The organism is Paenibacillus sp. OK003, from assembly GCF_900109515.1.
GTDB classification, from domain to species: domain Bacteria; phylum Bacillota; class Bacilli; order Paenibacillales; family Paenibacillaceae; genus Paenibacillus; species Paenibacillus marchantiae.
Genome location: NZ_FOBD01000022.1, coordinates 60,425 through 77,199, shown reverse-complemented (window position 1 = coordinate 77,199; position 16,775 = coordinate 60,425). Strand labels below are relative to the sequence as shown.

The 16,775-nt window shown below is 42.0% G+C and carries 26 protein-coding genes; 24 read left to right on the top strand and 2 right to left on the bottom strand.

What is annotated here, in order from left to right:
• Positions 1-52 precede the first annotated feature (52 nt).
• Positions 53-580, bottom strand: a complete 528-nt coding sequence (locus BMW94_RS26365; protein WP_091001716.1) for a hypothetical protein — start codon at positions 578-580, stop codon at positions 53-55.
• Between the two features lie 309 nt (positions 581-889).
• On the opposite strand from BMW94_RS26365, the gene BMW94_RS26360 reads away from it, so the two are divergent.
• Positions 890-1,087 carry a hypothetical protein gene (locus BMW94_RS26360; protein ID WP_091001715.1) on the top strand — a complete coding sequence of 66 codons (198 nt, stop codon included), beginning with the start codon at positions 890-892 and terminating at the stop codon, positions 1,085-1,087.
• On the top strand, positions 1,074-1,640 hold the full coding sequence (locus tag BMW94_RS26355; RefSeq protein ID WP_091001714.1) for a hypothetical protein: 567 nt from the start codon (positions 1,074-1,076) through the stop codon (positions 1,638-1,640). Before BMW94_RS26360 ends, BMW94_RS26355 begins: the two co-directional genes overlap by 14 nt.
• A gap of 38 nt (positions 1,641-1,678) precedes the next feature.
• Here BMW94_RS26355 and BMW94_RS26350 read toward each other — a convergent pair whose 3' ends face one another.
• Positions 1,679-2,161, bottom strand: a complete 483-nt coding sequence (locus tag BMW94_RS26350; RefSeq protein WP_175480859.1) for a GNAT family N-acetyltransferase — start codon at positions 2,159-2,161, stop codon at positions 1,679-1,681.
• Between the two features lie 79 nt (positions 2,162-2,240).
• On the opposite strand from BMW94_RS26350, the gene BMW94_RS26345 reads away from it, so the two are divergent.
• The 22 genes from BMW94_RS26345 to BMW94_RS26235 all read left to right on the top strand — a co-directional run bounded on the left by BMW94_RS26345 (position 2,241) and on the right by BMW94_RS26235 (position 16,728).
• The gene (locus tag BMW94_RS26345) at positions 2,241-2,897 is read left to right on the top strand and encodes a pyridoxine/pyridoxamine 5'-phosphate oxidase (protein WP_091001713.1); all 657 of its coding nucleotides are present in this window, start codon (positions 2,241-2,243) and stop codon (positions 2,895-2,897) included.
• A 22-nt stretch (positions 2,898-2,919) separates the two neighbouring features.
• A complete protein-coding gene (locus BMW94_RS30305) occupies positions 2,920-3,099 on the top strand; it encodes a hypothetical protein (RefSeq protein ID WP_139209433.1) in 180 nt (59 codons plus the stop codon).
• Positions 3,100-3,301: 202 nt separating this feature from the next.
• On the top strand, positions 3,302-4,258 hold the full coding sequence (locus tag BMW94_RS26340; protein ID WP_091001712.1) for a radical SAM protein: 957 nt from the start codon (positions 3,302-3,304) through the stop codon (positions 4,256-4,258).
• Positions 4,259-4,493: 235 nt separating this feature from the next.
• The gene (locus BMW94_RS26335) at positions 4,494-5,492 is read left to right on the top strand and encodes a phosphodiester glycosidase family protein (RefSeq protein ID WP_254790379.1); all 999 of its coding nucleotides are present in this window, start codon (positions 4,494-4,496) and stop codon (positions 5,490-5,492) included.
• Between the two features lie 2 nt (positions 5,493-5,494).
• Positions 5,495-6,508: a bifunctional glycosyltransferase family 2/GtrA family protein gene (locus BMW94_RS26330; protein WP_091001711.1), complete on the top strand. Its 1,014-nt coding sequence runs from the start codon at positions 5,495-5,497 to the stop codon at positions 6,506-6,508.
• A gap of 179 nt (positions 6,509-6,687) precedes the next feature.
• Positions 6,688-7,014 (top strand): DUF962 domain-containing protein, encoded by a 327-nt coding sequence (locus tag BMW94_RS26325; RefSeq protein ID WP_091001710.1) that lies wholly within the window; start codon positions 6,688-6,690, stop codon positions 7,012-7,014.
• A 41-nt stretch (positions 7,015-7,055) separates the two neighbouring features.
• Positions 7,056-7,769, top strand: coding sequence for an AAA family ATPase (locus tag BMW94_RS26320; RefSeq protein WP_091001709.1), 714 nt, complete (start codon positions 7,056-7,058; stop codon positions 7,767-7,769).
• A 37-nt stretch (positions 7,770-7,806) separates the two neighbouring features.
• The gene (locus tag BMW94_RS26315; RefSeq protein WP_091001708.1) at positions 7,807-8,358 is read left to right on the top strand and encodes an AAA family ATPase; all 552 of its coding nucleotides are present in this window, start codon (positions 7,807-7,809) and stop codon (positions 8,356-8,358) included.
• Between the two features lie 18 nt (positions 8,359-8,376).
• A complete protein-coding gene (locus BMW94_RS26310; protein ID WP_091001707.1) occupies positions 8,377-8,865 on the top strand; it encodes a cysteine hydrolase family protein in 489 nt (162 codons plus the stop codon).
• Between the two features lie 474 nt (positions 8,866-9,339).
• Positions 9,340-9,861 (top strand): GNAT family N-acetyltransferase, encoded by a 522-nt coding sequence (locus BMW94_RS26300; protein ID WP_254790378.1) that lies wholly within the window; start codon positions 9,340-9,342, stop codon positions 9,859-9,861.
• Positions 9,862-9,946: 85 nt separating this feature from the next.
• Positions 9,947-10,408, top strand: coding sequence for an NUDIX domain-containing protein (locus tag BMW94_RS26295; protein WP_175480858.1), 462 nt, complete (start codon positions 9,947-9,949; stop codon positions 10,406-10,408).
• A 53-nt stretch (positions 10,409-10,461) separates the two neighbouring features.
• The gene (locus BMW94_RS26290; protein ID WP_139209430.1) at positions 10,462-11,124 is read left to right on the top strand and encodes a hypothetical protein; all 663 of its coding nucleotides are present in this window, start codon (positions 10,462-10,464) and stop codon (positions 11,122-11,124) included.
• Positions 11,125-11,445, top strand: a complete 321-nt coding sequence (locus tag BMW94_RS26285) for a GNAT family N-acetyltransferase (protein WP_091001703.1) — start codon at positions 11,125-11,127, stop codon at positions 11,443-11,445. It abuts the gene before it with no gap.
• 213 nt (positions 11,446-11,658) lie between these two features.
• Positions 11,659-12,162: a DUF4188 domain-containing protein gene (locus BMW94_RS26280; protein ID WP_091001702.1), complete on the top strand. Its 504-nt coding sequence runs from the start codon at positions 11,659-11,661 to the stop codon at positions 12,160-12,162.
• Positions 12,163-12,220: 58 nt separating this feature from the next.
• On the top strand, positions 12,221-12,733 hold the full coding sequence (locus BMW94_RS26275; protein ID WP_091001701.1) for a hypothetical protein: 513 nt from the start codon (positions 12,221-12,223) through the stop codon (positions 12,731-12,733).
• A 31-nt stretch (positions 12,734-12,764) separates the two neighbouring features.
• Positions 12,765-13,148 (top strand): hypothetical protein, encoded by a 384-nt coding sequence (locus BMW94_RS26270; RefSeq protein WP_091001700.1) that lies wholly within the window; start codon positions 12,765-12,767, stop codon positions 13,146-13,148.
• A 332-nt stretch (positions 13,149-13,480) separates the two neighbouring features.
• Positions 13,481-13,837 (top strand): immunity protein Imm33 domain-containing protein, encoded by a 357-nt coding sequence (locus BMW94_RS26265; protein ID WP_254790377.1) that lies wholly within the window; start codon positions 13,481-13,483, stop codon positions 13,835-13,837.
• A 47-nt stretch (positions 13,838-13,884) separates the two neighbouring features.
• Complete coding sequence (locus tag BMW94_RS26260; protein ID WP_091001699.1) at positions 13,885-14,295, top strand: hypothetical protein; 411 nt, start codon at positions 13,885-13,887, stop codon at positions 14,293-14,295.
• Complete coding sequence (locus tag BMW94_RS26255; protein ID WP_139209429.1) at positions 14,285-14,620, top strand: hypothetical protein; 336 nt, start codon at positions 14,285-14,287, stop codon at positions 14,618-14,620. Before BMW94_RS26260 ends, BMW94_RS26255 begins: the two co-directional genes overlap by 11 nt.
• A gap of 247 nt (positions 14,621-14,867) precedes the next feature.
• The gene (locus BMW94_RS26245) at positions 14,868-15,545 is read left to right on the top strand and encodes an HAD family hydrolase (RefSeq protein ID WP_091001696.1); all 678 of its coding nucleotides are present in this window, start codon (positions 14,868-14,870) and stop codon (positions 15,543-15,545) included.
• Entirely contained in the window at positions 15,542-16,069 is a 528-nt protein-coding gene (locus BMW94_RS26240; protein ID WP_091001695.1) for a hypothetical protein, read from the top strand. Before BMW94_RS26245 ends, BMW94_RS26240 begins: the two co-directional genes overlap by 4 nt.
• A gap of 38 nt (positions 16,070-16,107) precedes the next feature.
• Positions 16,108-16,728: an adenylyl-sulfate kinase gene (locus BMW94_RS26235; protein ID WP_091001694.1), complete on the top strand. Its 621-nt coding sequence runs from the start codon at positions 16,108-16,110 to the stop codon at positions 16,726-16,728.
• The last annotated feature ends 47 nt before the right edge of the window (positions 16,729-16,775 follow it).

The window sequence follows — 16,775 nt, the reverse complement described above, 5'->3', positions numbered from 1 at the left end:
ATTTCAAAGTGTCCAGTCTATGGGTACCAGTGTAAAATAATGTCCTCTCTAGTTATCCTTCTTCTAAACGCATATCTTCCTGTGTTACTGTAATTTCACTGCCATCATCAAATGTGTACACATATTGAATACCAACTTTTTTAATGTTTTCTTTCCATCTTTCCTCATCTTCTCGTTCTTTTCTTCTCTTATCTATTTTGTGCAATAAGAATGCGGAAACTATATGTATTACAAGAAATATTGCAGTCCACTTAGCGATACTAAATGTTAATCCATCAAATAATCCTTTATGATAAACGATTCTGCAATATTGTATAGCTAACATAAATAACCATACAGACATTGACCATAACACTGAAGCATCAACTAAAGCTTTTTCGCTTGTTGCACCTATACCCGCAATTGCTCCAAGTATAAACATTGTACACAGACAAAACATCATTCCAAAACTAACTTTTTCAGTTGTATAGAAGTTTCCTTTTCGCTCAACTGGTATACTGATATCTGAAAAAAGCACAAGCGATAAATTTAAAAGTGCCAGTATAACTACAACAATAACTATTCTGTAGGTTGGCTTCATGTCTACATCCATTCAATTATTTAACTGATACAATCATTATCGGATATCTACTGTCTCATTTGAATATCTCGTCAAAATAAAAGCCTGATGAAAGCATACTTTTACATGGTAGTAGTTCGCTTAACTTCTAATCTTCCACTTCGTATAGGTATATTATAGTTGGTAAAAGATGTCGCATATACATTGTATATGTTATATGAAGATGGTATTATTATCTAACAGTCTCCGTTCTAAATTGGGATAATCAGAGTATATATCTGTTTGTGAGGGTAATACTGGATACCATTTAAAACTTAGGAGGCTCAAAAAATGAGTGATAATAATAAGGAGGAGAAGGATATGATTGCAACACCAACTACAGGTAAGGCCGCAAAACCAATTCCTAAAAGTAGCATTGGCATGAGTGCAGCACAAAAAAACATCCTTAAAAGTTTTGTTGGAAAATCACCCAAACTCCCCATTGAACTAAGTGAAGTGAGGGATCGAGAGAAGTATGCAAAAGATTGATTTTAATGCCCCAACTTTTAATGGATTCAATACAGGGGAAGATTTACTCGTGGATACTTGTATTCTGTTGGCTCTAATGTCAGAAAGTGACCCATGGCATCAAACAGTATCGCAATTATTCTTTGAGCATATCTTCCCTGTTGATAAAATAGTCCTACTTTATACCAATTCATTGATCGTTAACGAGATAATGCACTTATCTACACGTTCATTGAAGGATTATTTTAATCGTATGCAAATAACTCATAATACAACCCTATTAAAGACTCAAGAAGATTTCACAAGAGATATGATGAAAACATTCATCAATGAAGAAGTTTTGAAAGTTCGTGATGGTGATCAAGATTCCGCCTTTCAGCAAATTGAGCTCACCTCTCGGCTTGGTGCCGCAGATGCTGCAAACACCAGTATTGCCAATCTTTATGGGTTAAATTTTCTTACTGTAGACAACAAGCTAGTACATAATATGTATTCATGTTCATCAGAACTTAATAACATCAAAAAAGTCTACTACACTCACCCACGCCACATCGTACACTATGGTTTTGAATGAAATACCGATTTTACATAGAAATTAGCTTTCGAAAAGCCTTATAAATAGGGCTTTTTTATTTGTCCAAATTTTATATTGGAGGTGATTTGAATAACAATTCGCGACTCCCTCTCTATTTCACCATCTATTACTTCTTCACTAGTTTTTATAAACCCTAAAGATTCATACAACTTTCCTGCAATTCGATTGTCTGATCGGTGTCCAATCATGATTCTTGTGCAATTTGAAATACTCATAAGCTGAATCAAAGTTTTCATTGCTGCCTTGCCATAACCTTTTCCTTGATGCTTCTCGTCAATCATTATGGCAGGAATCCAATAGTTACCATCCTTGTCTGGGTTCGCACAGAATACGAGAAAACCGACTAAAACCTCTTCCGAGTAAATAGCACGTAATTCAAAATCATCAACATATTTAGATTCTGCAATCCAATAAACGACAGGTGCAGGAAAGATATGAAGCTGTTCTGGCTTAACTTTAAGCTGGGTACATTCATACCAATTTTCATTAGAACATATCAATCATTTCAAAACAAATAGTTGAGAAAATGGCCTACTACGCTAGAATGGAATGAAATGGAAGTATAAGGAGGTTGCCGATATGAGTGATAAACCAAGTGATTTGTTGCGTGGGTTGAAGTCCTTGTCTGGACCTTTTCCGACTTGGGATACCGAACAGTTACCGGATCGACCAGGGGAACTTTTTCTGGAATGGCTGAGACTGGCTATAGATTACGGTGTGAAAGAACCTCACGCGATGACGATTTCGACAGTGGATTCGAATGGTTTTCCAGATGCACGAGTATTGATTTTGAAAGACGTAGTTGACGAAGCTTTTTATTTTGCATCTGGCTCGGAGAGTCGAAAAGGACAGCAGCTGGAGAACAATCCGCATGTGGCATTGACCTTTTACTGGCCTGCATTGGGCAGACAGATTCGCATAAGGGGAGAAGCCGTGGATATGGGCGAGGAAGCAGGTGCAGCGGATTTTCGGAAAAGATCGGCTGGGGCACGCGCAGTTGCGATGACAGGACGACAGAGTCAGGAGCTGGAGAGCGAGGAAGAATTGGAACGCTCCATTGCCGCTCAGAAAGAGCGGATCAGCCGAGATCCTGATGTCATTACACCGAATTGGAGACTGTACGCCGTGAACGCAAAGGAAGTTGAGTTCTGGCAGGGAGACCCGGAGCGAAAGCATGTGCGAATTCAATATGTTCTGCAGCAAGGTCAGTGGAAGTGCCAGAGGTTATGGCCTTGATTTTATAAAGGGGGGAAATTGTGTGAGTCGTAGAACTACGGGGACACTGCTGCTGGTCATAGCGGCCCTACTGTACAGTGTTCGATATTTGAGTGCTGCCATTTTTGGTTCTGGAGTAACTTCGTGGGATTCGGACTTGTTTCAAGGCATGCTAAATTATATTGGTACCGCTCCGCAAAGGTCATGGAAAAGACAGGCATGAAATTCGAAGGGATTTTACGCAAGTTTATGAAAATTAAAAACGAAATGCAGGATTTGAATTTGTATGCGATTATTCGATCCGATTATGATTTCAAATGATGAATGATTTCCAACGTACATAATGTCATATCGGGCATCGACCGAGATCCGCTATAATCCCCAAGTTGAAAAAACATGGATAAGGAATCGGGAGGTACATTGATTTGACAACGAAAAACAAATATAAATCACTTGAGCTTGAAACACCCGGTGTATATGAACTGGAGGGACTGGAGGTCGGTGTGACTTCCAATTGCAATTACAAATGCGACTATTGCTGCGCCTACAATCGGGACGATGGGCAATGCATCAGCGGTCAGGAAGTGATTCGAATTATTCGTGAGCTTCCGCGGCTCAAGCGGGTGCGTTTGTCCGGGGGAGAGGTGACTCTGAAAGTTCAGGATTGCCTGGAGATTGTGACGTATTGTGGGGAACATGGCATCGACACGCAATTAAATACCAATGCCAGCCTGCTGACAGAGGAACGAATTCATGCTTTGCGTGATGGGGGCTTGTCCAATATTCATATTTCGTTCAACTATACAGATCGAGATGCATATGCAGCCTATTACCGTGTTCATCCCCGCATGTATGAGCGATTGAAGCACAACATTCGTCTTTGTACTGAAGCGGGGCTGGAGACTGTGCTAGAAACGCTGCTATTTGAAGGCACCCAAGCGAACATGCAGGCTATTAGCGATAAAGTCTATGAACTGGGTGTGCGCATCCATGAGATTCAGAACAGCATCGTGATGCCACACAGTAAATGGAGCAAGATTGCCTCCAAGGAGTCCCTCATCCAGTCCGTAAATGATCTGATCAATCACAAGAAGGAAGATACAACGTTATATTTTACCTGTATGGATCGTTTCGCGGAGCAATTGGGATTACGAGAACAACCGGGTGTGTATTTCTCCAATTGTGTGGATGGGACGAAGCAGCTGCATTTGCACGGCAATGGAGATATTCTCATCTGTGAGTTATGCCACCCAGTCGTGATTGGTAATATCTACGAGGGTACGTCTTTGAAGGATATTTACACCAAGCAGCCACAATCGTTAACGGATTATCTTGAAAAGCAGCCCTGCCCTGCATACGATGCTCTTTTCGCAGGCGAATAACAACGTTTATGGAAGGCAGTTCAGCCTTGAACCTGCGTCTGTTGGATCTATACATATGTATATTAAGATTCATTCATCATCATTTCAATGGAAGATTCACTGATCTCCACAATGGAGACAGGGTGATCTTCTTTTTTTGCGTTCCGATTTTGCGTTCCGAAAGTTTCAGATTCATTTAAGCTATTCGGCCTAATATGAGCCTTAAGAAACTTAGATAAAGAGGTGAACTTCACATATGACGATGCACAGAGAACCCAACCAGCGCACTAACAAGAACAACAAACCCAACACGAAATCCAAGTCCAGACGGAAATGGATGCTCGTTACACTTGTCATCATTCTGGGGCTAGGCACAGTGATATACAGTTTGGCGAACCGGTATTTAATTCGGCATGTGGAAGTGGTTGTGGCAGACGATAATACATCAGCAACCAGCGCCTCCAGCGATACTTCAAACACGGCGACAGAAGTGAGTGCAACGTCAGATGACTGGAACTATTCCAGCGATGATATGCAGGTCAAGATCGACAAGGTGCAGACGGGCTCTGGCTCAGATCAGATTACGTATTACGTCGCAGATGTACAGCTGACAGATGCGAGCAGCCTGCGCTCGGCTCTGGCAGATAACAGCTTTGGCACGAATATTACCGAAAACACTTCAGAGATAGCAGCGGCCAACAACGCCATCTTTGCGATCAATGGTGACTACTACGGCTTCCGCGATGACGGCGTAATTATCCGCAATGGTACGGTATATCGGGATGATCCGGTGCGTGATGCGATGGCATTGTTCAGTGACGGTACGATGAAGACGTATAACGAGACAGAAGTATCCTCATCGGAACTGCTGGCGGAAGGTGCGACCAATACGTTATCTTTTGGGCCAATTCTGGTTCAGGATGGTGAGATTGTAAGTGACTTCAGCAGTGTGAAAATCGATAACAACTTTGGCAACCGGTCGATCCAGGATGCCAATCCGAGAACAGCCATCGGCATGATCGCCCCCAATCATTATGTATTCGTTGTAGTGGACGGACGGCAGGATGAGAGCCGTGGCATGACGCTGGCAGAGCTTGCCGATGTCATGAAAGGTCTTGGAGCAACGGAAGCCTACAATCTGGACGGAGGCGGTTCATCCACGATGTATTTCATGGGTCGGGTTGTGAATAATCCGCTGGGAAGAAACCAGGAACGCGGCGTAAGTGACATCCTTTATCTGAAGGAGGGACAATGATCATGACCATATTAATTCCATCCTACGAACCGGATGTTCGTTTATTAAATCTAATTTTACAGTTGCAGACGTTTCAGTTAGGCCCCATTGTCATTGTAGATGATGGTAGCGGACCAGGTTACAGGGGGATCTTCGAGACGGCAGAAGCTTATGGGTGTACGGTTCTGACACATGCGGTTAATCTGGGCAAAGGACGTGCGCTCAAGACAGGGTTCCAACATATCAAGGAACATGGGCCACAGGGCGGTATTGTGTGCGCAGACAGTGACGGCCAACATCTGCCGCATGATATCAAACGCATCTTTGAGGTGCTATTGGAGCAAACGAATCCTGGGATTGTACTGGGGAGTCGTCGGTTCAGTGGAACCATTCCAGCGCGCAGCCGTTTCGGCAACACCGTCACACGAGGGGTCTTTTCTCTCACGACAGGTACGAAAGTATATGATACACAGACAGGCCTGCGAGGTTTTCCGTACTCGATGCTGGACTGGCTGTGCCAGATCCCGGGGGAACGGTTTGAATACGAAATGAACATGCTGCTAACAGCGCATAAAGAAGGGTATGAGATCACGGAGGAGTTTATTGATACGGTCTATCTGGATCATAACAAATCCTCACATTTTCGCCCATTGGTGGATTCATTCCGCATTTATATGCCAATTCTGATGTTCAGTACGTCTTCGGTGTTATCGGCCTTGATCGATTTTGGCTTACTGTTCGTGATCCAGTACTTCACGCATAATCTGTTCCTATCGGTCGTTGCAGCGAGACTGTGCAGCTCCATCTTCAACTATACGATCAATCGGAAATATGTATTTTCAGCTGGGAAAACGTCCAGAGTCCGTCAGTCTTTACCGAAATACTTCTCACTGGTCATTCTGGTGCTGTTATTAAATTACGGATTGTTGTACTTCTACAATGAAAAATTGATTATCCCGCTGATTGCAGCCAAGCTGTTAACAGAGGTGTCGATCTTTGTGTTCAGCTACTGGGCGCAGCGCAGATTTGTATATTAACACGGAGAGAGTAAGCATACCGCTTGCTCTCTTTTTTTTCGTTCAAAAACATTCCTGTTTACCTCGTTATAAGGTACGATAGAGATGGAACTTTTTGTGTGAATGTTTATAAATATAACTGCTGCATTCGATGAAAAAGGAGCCATGATCACATTTTAAGATGAAATGAGTGTGACCGGATGTTGAATCGTGTTCGCAAGGACTTGCGTTATTATCTTCAGGAACATCAGGATCGGAACAACCTCATCTTGCATTATTTCGCATTTTTATCGGCGTTTGTGGCTTGGATTTTCTTGTTCATTAATTTTAAAGTCATGCTGGTTCTGGCACTTCTCCATTACACCCTGTCCTGGATTGGGCACTTCTGTTACGAAGGCAACAAACCGGCGGCATTCCGATATCCGCATATCGGTTTTTATGCCGGGTTCACCTGGTTTTTTATCAAGACCATGGAGATCATCACCCGCAAAGAAATCATCCATCCGTGGATCAATAAACAGGACTGAAACCAGCAGGAGTCCAATCTTATAAGAATAGGAGTGTGTCTATGTATCTTCGAAGTGTGGAGTTACTGTCTGCTAAAGTCGAGAATCCGGATCAATATCCGTTTCACATACCGTCCATACAGTCATTGGAGCGATTGGAATTCAACAATAACATTACTTTCTTTGTTGGCGAAAATGGATCGGGCAAGTCCACACTGCTCGAAGGCATCGCTCATCAATGTGGATTCAACACAGCAGGGGGCGGGAAAAATAATGCATTTGAGATTGATGCTGCTGAATCATCATTAGGTGACTATTTGCGTCTATCCTGGTTGCCCAAAATCACGAATGGTTTTTTCATGCGCTCGGAGTCCTTTTATCAATTTGCATCGCATGTAGATGAATTGGGGCCGGAGTCGCTCAAGTATTACGGCGGGCGTTCGTTGCATGAACAATCCCACGGGGAGTCATTTCTCAATCTGTTCGTGAACCGATTCAATTCCAAAGGCATCTATCTGCTCGATGAGCCCGAAGCCGCCTTATCTCCAGCACGTCAACTCTCCTTGTTGCGCATTCTTCATGATCTATCAGACACTTCCCAATTTATTATCGCGACGCATTCGCCGATTCTGCTGGGATATCCGGGAGCATGCATTCTGAGCTTTGACGATGGCGGGATTCAGGAAGTGGACTATGAGGATACAGAACATTATCAGATCACCCGCAGTTTTCTGGAAAACCGCGATCGGATGCTGAACGAATTGTTCAAGGACTGAAATAAGGAGCGATTAACATCATCAAGGAGGGATTGACTTGAAACATCGAATACATATCTTTGGCGCATCGGGCTCAGGAGCTTCTACTCTGGGTCAGGAACTGACAACCAAGCTTCCTCATATCAACCTGGATGGGGATGACTATTATTGGCTTAAGAAGTTCACCTCACGGAGGAAACCATTGGACAGATTAACAATGTTATCGGATGATCTGGATCAACATCAGCAGTGGATTCTCTCAGGGTCGGTTTGTGGTTGGGGAGATCAGTTGAAGTCGCGCTTTGATCTGGTCATTTTCCTGCATGTACCCAATGAGATCAGACTTGAACGTCTGAGAAAGAGAGAAGCCCAGAGGTATGGTGATGCGATTTTGCCAGGTGGAAGCATGTATGAGGAATCCAAGGCGTTTCTGGAGTGGGCCTCGCTATATGAGGATGGAGGTTTGAATGTACGTAGTAAAGCGCTGCATGAACATTGGATGAAAGATATAAGTTGCCCGATTTTGAAGATTGAGGGGAGTCATTCCGTCCAGGAAAGAGTGGACATCGTGCTGCAATATTTGAATGAAAATGGATCAGTAGAAGATTGATTTTAGAGGAGGGATGATATGAAAATAGGTTTTCTGATCGTGGATATGCAAGAGAGTACTGTACGGGATAAGATAGATCAAAAAGCAATTGACCGCGCTTGTGAATATATTAATCATGTTGCAGACGTGCTTCGTTCGAGCGACCATGTGGTAGTTTATCTACAAGATGTGGAAGGGATGGAGGATTCAAATTCTGAGGCGTATCGTATTATTTCTGAGGTCGATGTGACTGAGAAGGATCTGAAGGTTACGAAGGAGAGCTCCAATGCATTCTGGCAGACAGACTTGGAGCAGATTCTGAAGAGCCGTGGTGTTGAGCTGTTGATCATATCGGGATTTGCCGCCGAGGAATGCGTTCTGTTTACCTATAATGGCGCGATGGAGCGAGGATTTAGACCTGTCATGTTGCAAAATGGGATTCTCAGTACGCATTCCGAAGCGGTGATTTCAACCTATAGAGACCGGAACGTGATTTCTTATCCTGTAGTTAATTATCTAATCAAATAAGTGTCGATCGGTTAATTACAGATATCGTTGATTACTGTAAAAATGGAGGTGATGGTTATAAATATGCTTAGCATCGCATTGGCCATGTGGATTGCAGTCGGGTTAGTACTTTTCGTTCAGGGGCTGAAGAAAGGATCTCCACTTATGCTGTTTTTCGGTGTGATCTCGATCCTGGCTCCCATACTTAAATTCATAGGTTGGCTGACTTTTTTACCTTTTGTTAATCCCGTTGCACTTGCTATTGCATACCTTGGGAAGAAAACGAAAACGACAAATATGCTTAAACGGACTCTGTAAAGGGTCTATTTTTTATACATAAGCATCTTCTCCAAGACAGGATACTTCACGATTTAAATCAAACTTTGCCTATATCTGCTGTGGTTGAAACGATATATTGAGAGCAGGACATAGCAAGCACGCTGTGTATATCGATAAGGTTGAGCGTAGATCACATGATAAGGGAGATATGCTGCAATGATGATGAATTTACAAATCACGAGTATTTTGGTAGAAAAGAAGGAATTATTTCTTAACCTGTACAACTTGTATTTATATGATCTTTCCGAATTCTCGGGTGAGGATTTGCTAGAAGAGGGGAAATTTGATCCGACGAATACCTATCTCTATCTGGAACGGGCGGAATTACATCCGTTTTTTATTCAATATGATGGAAAGGTAATTGGATTTGTGCTGGTTTGCTCTCCTCCATATGTAGATGGTGATGTCAACTTTACAGTTCAAGAACTGTTTCTGGTCAAAAAGTATCGTGGAAAGGGGTTGGCGGCTCAAGCGGTTGATCTGGTGTTTGCACAATTTCAGGGCAGATTCAAAGTGGAGCAACTGGCTAATAACCCATCAGCTGTTTCATTCTGGAAAAAATACTATGAACATCATCACATTGAATATGTTGAGTCTGAGTATAGTATTGAGATTGAAAACATCGCTGGCAGCCATCGGATTCTGTCGCAAACCTTTGTACGTGCAAGATCGAACTAGATTTTCCCATTTACCAATACATGGGTTATGATGAATGAAAAGGTTTACTTGAGGGGGAAGCCAGCCATTAGAGAGGAGCAGATTGATGACAAGCCGCATTGTCGTTACGGGCGGAGCTATTATTCGTGATCATATGGGTAGAATACTGCTGCAAAAAAGATCAGATTATGGCGATTGGGGATTACCTGGTGGTGGTATGGAGCCCGGTGAGAGTATTGAAGAAACTATGATTAGAGAAGTAAAAGAAGAAACGGGGCTTGACGTGAGTTCATATGAACTGGCATCCATCTACACAGGTGAGAAAATGAAATATACATATCCGGATGGCAACGAGGTTGTATTTGTAATGTTCCTGTTCAACGTCACCGCGGAGTTGGGTGAGAAACTTGATGATGATCAAACAACCCTTTTATTTAAAGATGAACAGAATGAATCGCTAGAGCTTGTTTTTAAAAGTCTAGATGAAATTGATATTTCCACAATCAACAAGGTACAGAAGCCTGTATTGGTAGATTTGATACAAGGGGAACTCACAATTCTGCGTTAAAGCCCTAGAGGATATAAAGAAGATTTTGAGAGGGAATAGGGAAAATATAGTTTGTGAGTAAATTAAAATCCCTGATTTTAATAGAGAGAGGAGCATTTATTATGCCTTGGCCCATGGTTCATTTTGCAATCGCATCTGAATTATTATCTAATCCAACCCCTGAATTTATAGTGGGAAGTCTTGCTCCTGACTCCATTCATGTGAGAACGAATGAAAGAGTCGAAAAGGCAAAAACTCATCTCATGCCAGAGGCAGGACAGTTTGCAACAGACGAAGAGCTCGGGGCATTTTTTAATACCAACAAAGAACGCGCGCATAATGATCCTAAGTTCATGCAATATTTGTGCGGGTACATTGCTCATATATATACGGATCGGGTTTGGACTTTCGAGATTTATCCCGCATATGAAGTTCATCCGAATGGACGAAGTATTTATACGCAGGATGTTACGAAGCTGGAATTTATGATTTTGAGAAAAGGATCTGATGGCCATGATTTATTGAATAAGCTGGAAGCAGGTAAAGCTTTTGATTTAGGTGGATTGCTGGAGCAAGAGGTGTATCAGTATAGAAAAGAAAAAGTAGACTTTTTAAAAAACCTTGAAAATGAGCCCTCAGGTGAGTTGAACATTATATCTATGGAAGCTATAGAAGAGTTTATACAAACAACGGCCCAGAGACTTAGACAATTGTTTGCAAAGTGGGAGGTGTTCTAAATGAAAAAACGGATTAGCCTGGCCCCATATAATGAAAAGTGCAATCGAGACTTGGCTAATTTTTCATTAAGTGATGAACAGGTTCAGTTTACTGCTATGCCTGCGGAAGTGATGGAGGAGGCATTGCAAAATCCGAACAAATATCCCATAGTGATTTTAAATGATGAGACTCCAGTTGGTTTCTTCATACTACATAAAAATTCTGAATACGTAGAGGAAAGAGATGCTTCCCGTAAGATACTGGTACGTGCGTTATCCATTACCTTAGAACATCAGGGGAACGGGTATGCACTCACTGCTATGAGGAACTGCCTGCACTAGTTAAGCAGCTTGATCCGAAGGTCGATGAAATTATTTTAGCTGTGAATGAGGGGAATATTGCAGCACAAAAGCTGTATCTAAAAGCAGGTTTTCTGGATATGGGCGAGCGGAAAATGGGCATCAATGGTCTTCAACTGATTTTGCAATATAGAATGGTTCAGGGGATGAATTACGGCAAACAAGACGGCATATTTGATAAAAAGGGGGACTAATGTGGCGAACATACACAAGGGAAGATATTCAGCTGAGATCGAAGGCGAGTTTGTTGTTTTTATTATTGGAATGAGGGTTAATCGCCTCTGGGCCATACATAAGTGGTTACCTGTTTTTAAATCCATGGGCCCGATGATTAAAGAACTGTACATGAACCCAGATACCGGTTTTCTGGGGACGGAATTTTTTATGAGCTGGCGTGGAGTGACTCTGCTGCAATATTGGAGATCTTATGATGAACTGGAGAAATACGCACGAGGTGGTCCGCACTTGGAGGCTTGGAAACGATTTAACCAATCCGTTGGATCGGATGGGAGCGTGGGCATTTATCATGAAACGTACAAAGCTCAATCCGGTTCATATGAGACCATATATGCGAATATGCCCAAATTCGGATTGGCTAAAGTGTCTAACCATGTTCCAGCGACAGGCAGGAAAGAAACGTCCAGACGTAGAATGGGTGGAGAGAGTGATCCGGCAGTAAAAACACCAAAGAATCCTTAACATATGACGCAAGGGAAGTTCGAATGTACAATCATCGCAAGTAGAGAGGAGCATGTTATTGAAAGTTAATGTCAAACCAGAAGATTTGGGTTCTGAGCAGCTTAGCTGGCTATGCGTCCAACCGATGTTGATCTCCGTTCGTGGTAAAGATGTTGCAGCAAAAGTAGAGGTATATCGGCAATTACATGAAGGACAACAAGCGATATTTTTGTTCTATTCCTATCATAACCATACGAAGAGCTTGGCGGAGTTTTATTGGTTTTCGGCGTACAACATTATCGACATGAAGAGCTGGAATGGAATTAAAAACGGAATGCGCTATTTTAACCAAGATGAAATGGTGACTCTCCTGGACGACATTGAGCGTTTGATTACAGATAAAAATAAAGATGGAGACACGTGGCGTGAGGTCCTGCCTGCGGATTTGGAGAAAGACCCAATCCTGCTGCAAAGAACGGAAGAACTATACGCTAAATATCGAGCCGCTGCTCAGGAAGCTATTTTACACATGAATGAAATAATTCGGCAAAATCAGGAGATGTATCTGGAGATTACGGAGATCAACGCCTAAATTAATCTCAAAATATAAGGAGTGATCTTTCATGAAATCTCCAGGTGGATCTATTTTTCCTTATTATTATAAAGGTGGAGAAATCCATTGTCTGAAATATGGCAGCAAGCATAAGGACCAAGATAAGCTTTTCGATGTGATGAGACAAGAAGAGGCTTTCATCTTCGGGATCAATAAAAAGCTCAAGGTTTGGGTGGATATGTATGAGACGAAGATTACCAAAGAAGTCTTGGATCAGTTAATCTGCAACATAAATAATCTCAAAGATCATGTGGATAAGCTCTCATTTGTAGGACTATCAGGGATGGATCGTTGGAAATTGAAAAGAAGATTGAAGAGCCTGGAGTTGGGGCAATCTGTATCATTTTATGCTGATCCTGAAGAGGCAAAGACATGGCTGATAACGGATCGATGATTTGATCTTTAGCAGCAGGTATGGGTAAAGGTCAATAGGAGAGCTACTCTTAATGGAGTAGTTCTTTTTTTCATACTTTTTGGAGGCGAAACTATGCTGTGTTAATTCGAAATTCTTCTAACATAACAGGTACTTCACACAATTCAATTCTATTTCTATGCTAGAATGGAGAGCAGGAAAAAAGCGGAAGAATTAAACAATATTCTGAACTATCTTAGACAGTGTGACTTATATGACTTTGTTAATTTTTCCAAAGAGGAATGGGTCTCTAATTATAAACAGTACTATGAACAACCTTAGTCAAATCCAACATGTGAGAAATGAGATGATTAATGATGACAAATGCTGATTCCATTCAGGAACAGATGCAGATGTGTCAGAAATATAATGCCGACTATGTACCGAGCGAACTGCACCATAAGATTGGAATCGCCTGGAACGTCAAAGAGAAGGTGGAACCGATCCACGGAATGCGTATTCAGCCCGAGGGAGATACAACCGGATGGTATATTTGGGCAGAAAAGTACTCTGATGCAGATGATTTTTTTGTACCTTTACATGTAACACACATCGATGACTGGGACCCGAAAATTAATAAGTATCTCGGACTTGCGCCGGGATGGCGGTTTGTGATTGCAGAAGATTATGAGGATGTATGGTTTGACGAGCAGTTGTTTAACAGGTCATAAGCAGAGCAACCAATGAGTTAAAATGGAACTTTGAAAGGGGTCATAAAATGGCAAGTGTGCATGATAACATCATATTAAGTTACGAAGTCGATTTGGAGAATGAGAAGATTAGGATGCGTACCCGTTCGCATCATCCTGAATTGCATGATGATACGGATATCCTTTTCTCGGATGTATTGGCACATTCATTTGATACTCCGTTGCAAGGCAGCATTATCTTCGATATTGACGACGTTGGTTTGGATTATTTTATTAGTTACAATCGCGATTTGTTGGAGAAAGGGAAAGGTCAGGGCTGGCCTATCATGTATGAAACTGATAAAGAGCTGGAAACCAAGTTGATCGAGGGGGAATATCTGTACTTTGTCATTACATCATCGTATGGGTTAAGTGGCTGGGTTTTGGCTAGAAAGGTTGAGATGATAACGAAGATGCGGAATGAAAAAGATGAAGAATAGATTTGGTTATGAACCGAACTTGATCCGTAAAATACTAGTTATGAGTCTTGTCATTTTAGTTGTCATTATGATTATTACCAATCCAACCAGAACCGATTTTTATACATGGCTGGAAAGCGAGTATGGTATACATGTCTCCTACGACATCAATGAAACGACGTATACACAGATCACGAACGGCCAGGAAAAAAGTCTTAATTTCAGAAGCGGACATATACAGCATGTGGGAATCTTTACTACGTATAATGAGACTTTTATGGATGCTGAGGGTAATGAGCTCAACATTAAAGCCACTGGTGTAATGAACATGTTTTTTAAAAGATAGTTGGTTTCTGTTCTATGATGTTGGAAGTTGTAAAGGCTTTATCGATATACCACGCTTCTTTGTATGATGAAAACATGCAGAGCAGCGTGGTTTTTGTGTTGAGCAAAATCCGTAAGGAGGGGGAGGATTACGTTATTTGGTTCATTCGCAAATTCCACATTATGGGTTATGATGTACCTACAGAGAAAATTTAACATACAATAGGAAGTTTTTTGGGAATTGAGATTATTCCAGTGGGAGGAATAGAATGAAAGCCATTTTCCTTGATTTCTATGGGACAGTTGTTCATGAAGATGATGATATTCTACCCGTGATTTATAAACAAGTTCAAGCGACAGCGCAGGTGGAGTGTACAACCGATGAGATCGGTGCTTACTGGTGGAAGGCTTTTTCAACATTGTTTTATGCAAGCCACGGCAGCCAGTTTACCACGCAAAGAATGCTGAATGTGCAATCTCTGGCAGAAACGCTTCTCCATTTCAAATCGGATCTACAAGCTGAGTCACTTAATCAGGAACAGTTGGCACATTGGCGTAACCCTGGCATATTTGCTGATTCAATTCCCTTTCTTCATTCTCTTGAAGTTCCGGTATATATCCTTTCCAATATCGATACGGATGACGTGAAAGCCGCAATGAAGGCACATAACATTGAAGTGACCGGAGTGATTACCAGTGAGGATGTTCGTTCTTATAAACCAAGGTCAGAGATGTTTGATGAAGCGATCAACAGGTATGGTTTGCAGCGAGATGAGGTAATCCATATAGGCGATTCTCTGGTAAGTGATGTACAAGGAGCGCAAAATGCGGGAATTAAGGCTATCTGGTTGAATCGAAAAGGAAAACTCAAACCGCAACAGATTACACCGGATTATGAGTGCAAAGATCTTGGCGAAGTTGTGCATATGTTGGAGGCTTGGATATGAAAAAGTTAACCGTGTTGTCGTTATTATTTCTGTTCTTAATCGCCTGTCAGGATAAAACAACCCATGAAGCTGTACAGAAACCAACGATTCCTGTGACGGAAAGCGTTACTGATGAAGCAATCGAGCAGAAGGACGATGAAGCAGAAGCACCCAAAAAAGACAAAGGCATCCCTCCTGTTTACCTTGATGAAACGAAGTACACAGGTGATGAACTGGAAATCGTCAAACTGATGAACGTGCGCATGCGTTATATATGGGAAGAGGATGAGGAGGGCTATATGAGCCTTTTTGATCCACAATCGCCAGTCTCAGGCATGCCAGTTTCAGGATTTTCAGGTTTTAAAGTTCGTAAGATCATCTCTATGAGTGATATCAACATTCGAGAGCAAAAGAAGCTTTATGAAGCACTTGTGATGGTTACTGAATTAAGAGAGAACGGGGAGGAGGCCAGCTCTAGCATGGTGTTTAGGAAAAAGAAAGCGGATGGCGATGCTGCGAAGTGGATCTTTGCAGACATCGATTAACAACGACTGAATGAAAAGAAGTTAAGGGTGATGAAATCATGACAAAACAATTGATACTTATTGAGGGATTACCGGGTTCAGGAAAGTCGACGATTGCCAAGATGGTTTCCGAGATTCTGACTGAGCATGGCAAAAAGGTGCAGCTCATCCAGGAAGGGAATCTGGATCACCCTGCTGATTATGATGGTGTGGCCTTTTATTCTGCGGAAGAGTTCAGATCTTTGGTGGATGCTCAGGAGACGTGTAAACATATATTGGAGAGCAGAGCAACAGCCTATCAGGATAGTTTCCTGATTCCTTATCGCAAAATGAAAGAGGAATTCGGAGTGGATTTCCCCGATCATGTGGTGCAGGAGATATTTAGCAAAGATATTTACGAACTACCTTTTGAACAAAATGTGAAGCTGATCACCGAAAAATGGCGGAGTTTTACCGAAAGCGTGATAAGTGTGGATGATGATTCCATCACTATATTCGAATGTTGTTTTATTCAAAATCCATTGACCATAGGTTTGGTGAAAACCAATCAATCCAGAGAAGAAAACGTGCAATATGTTCTGGAATTGGAGCGCATCGTTCAACCATTAAATCCGCTACTTATCTATATACATCAGCAGGATCTTGCACATACCTTTGACAAGGCAATCCAGGACAGGTAACATGACTTCTGGTAAATCAGTAACTGGTATGTACGATCACGAGAGTA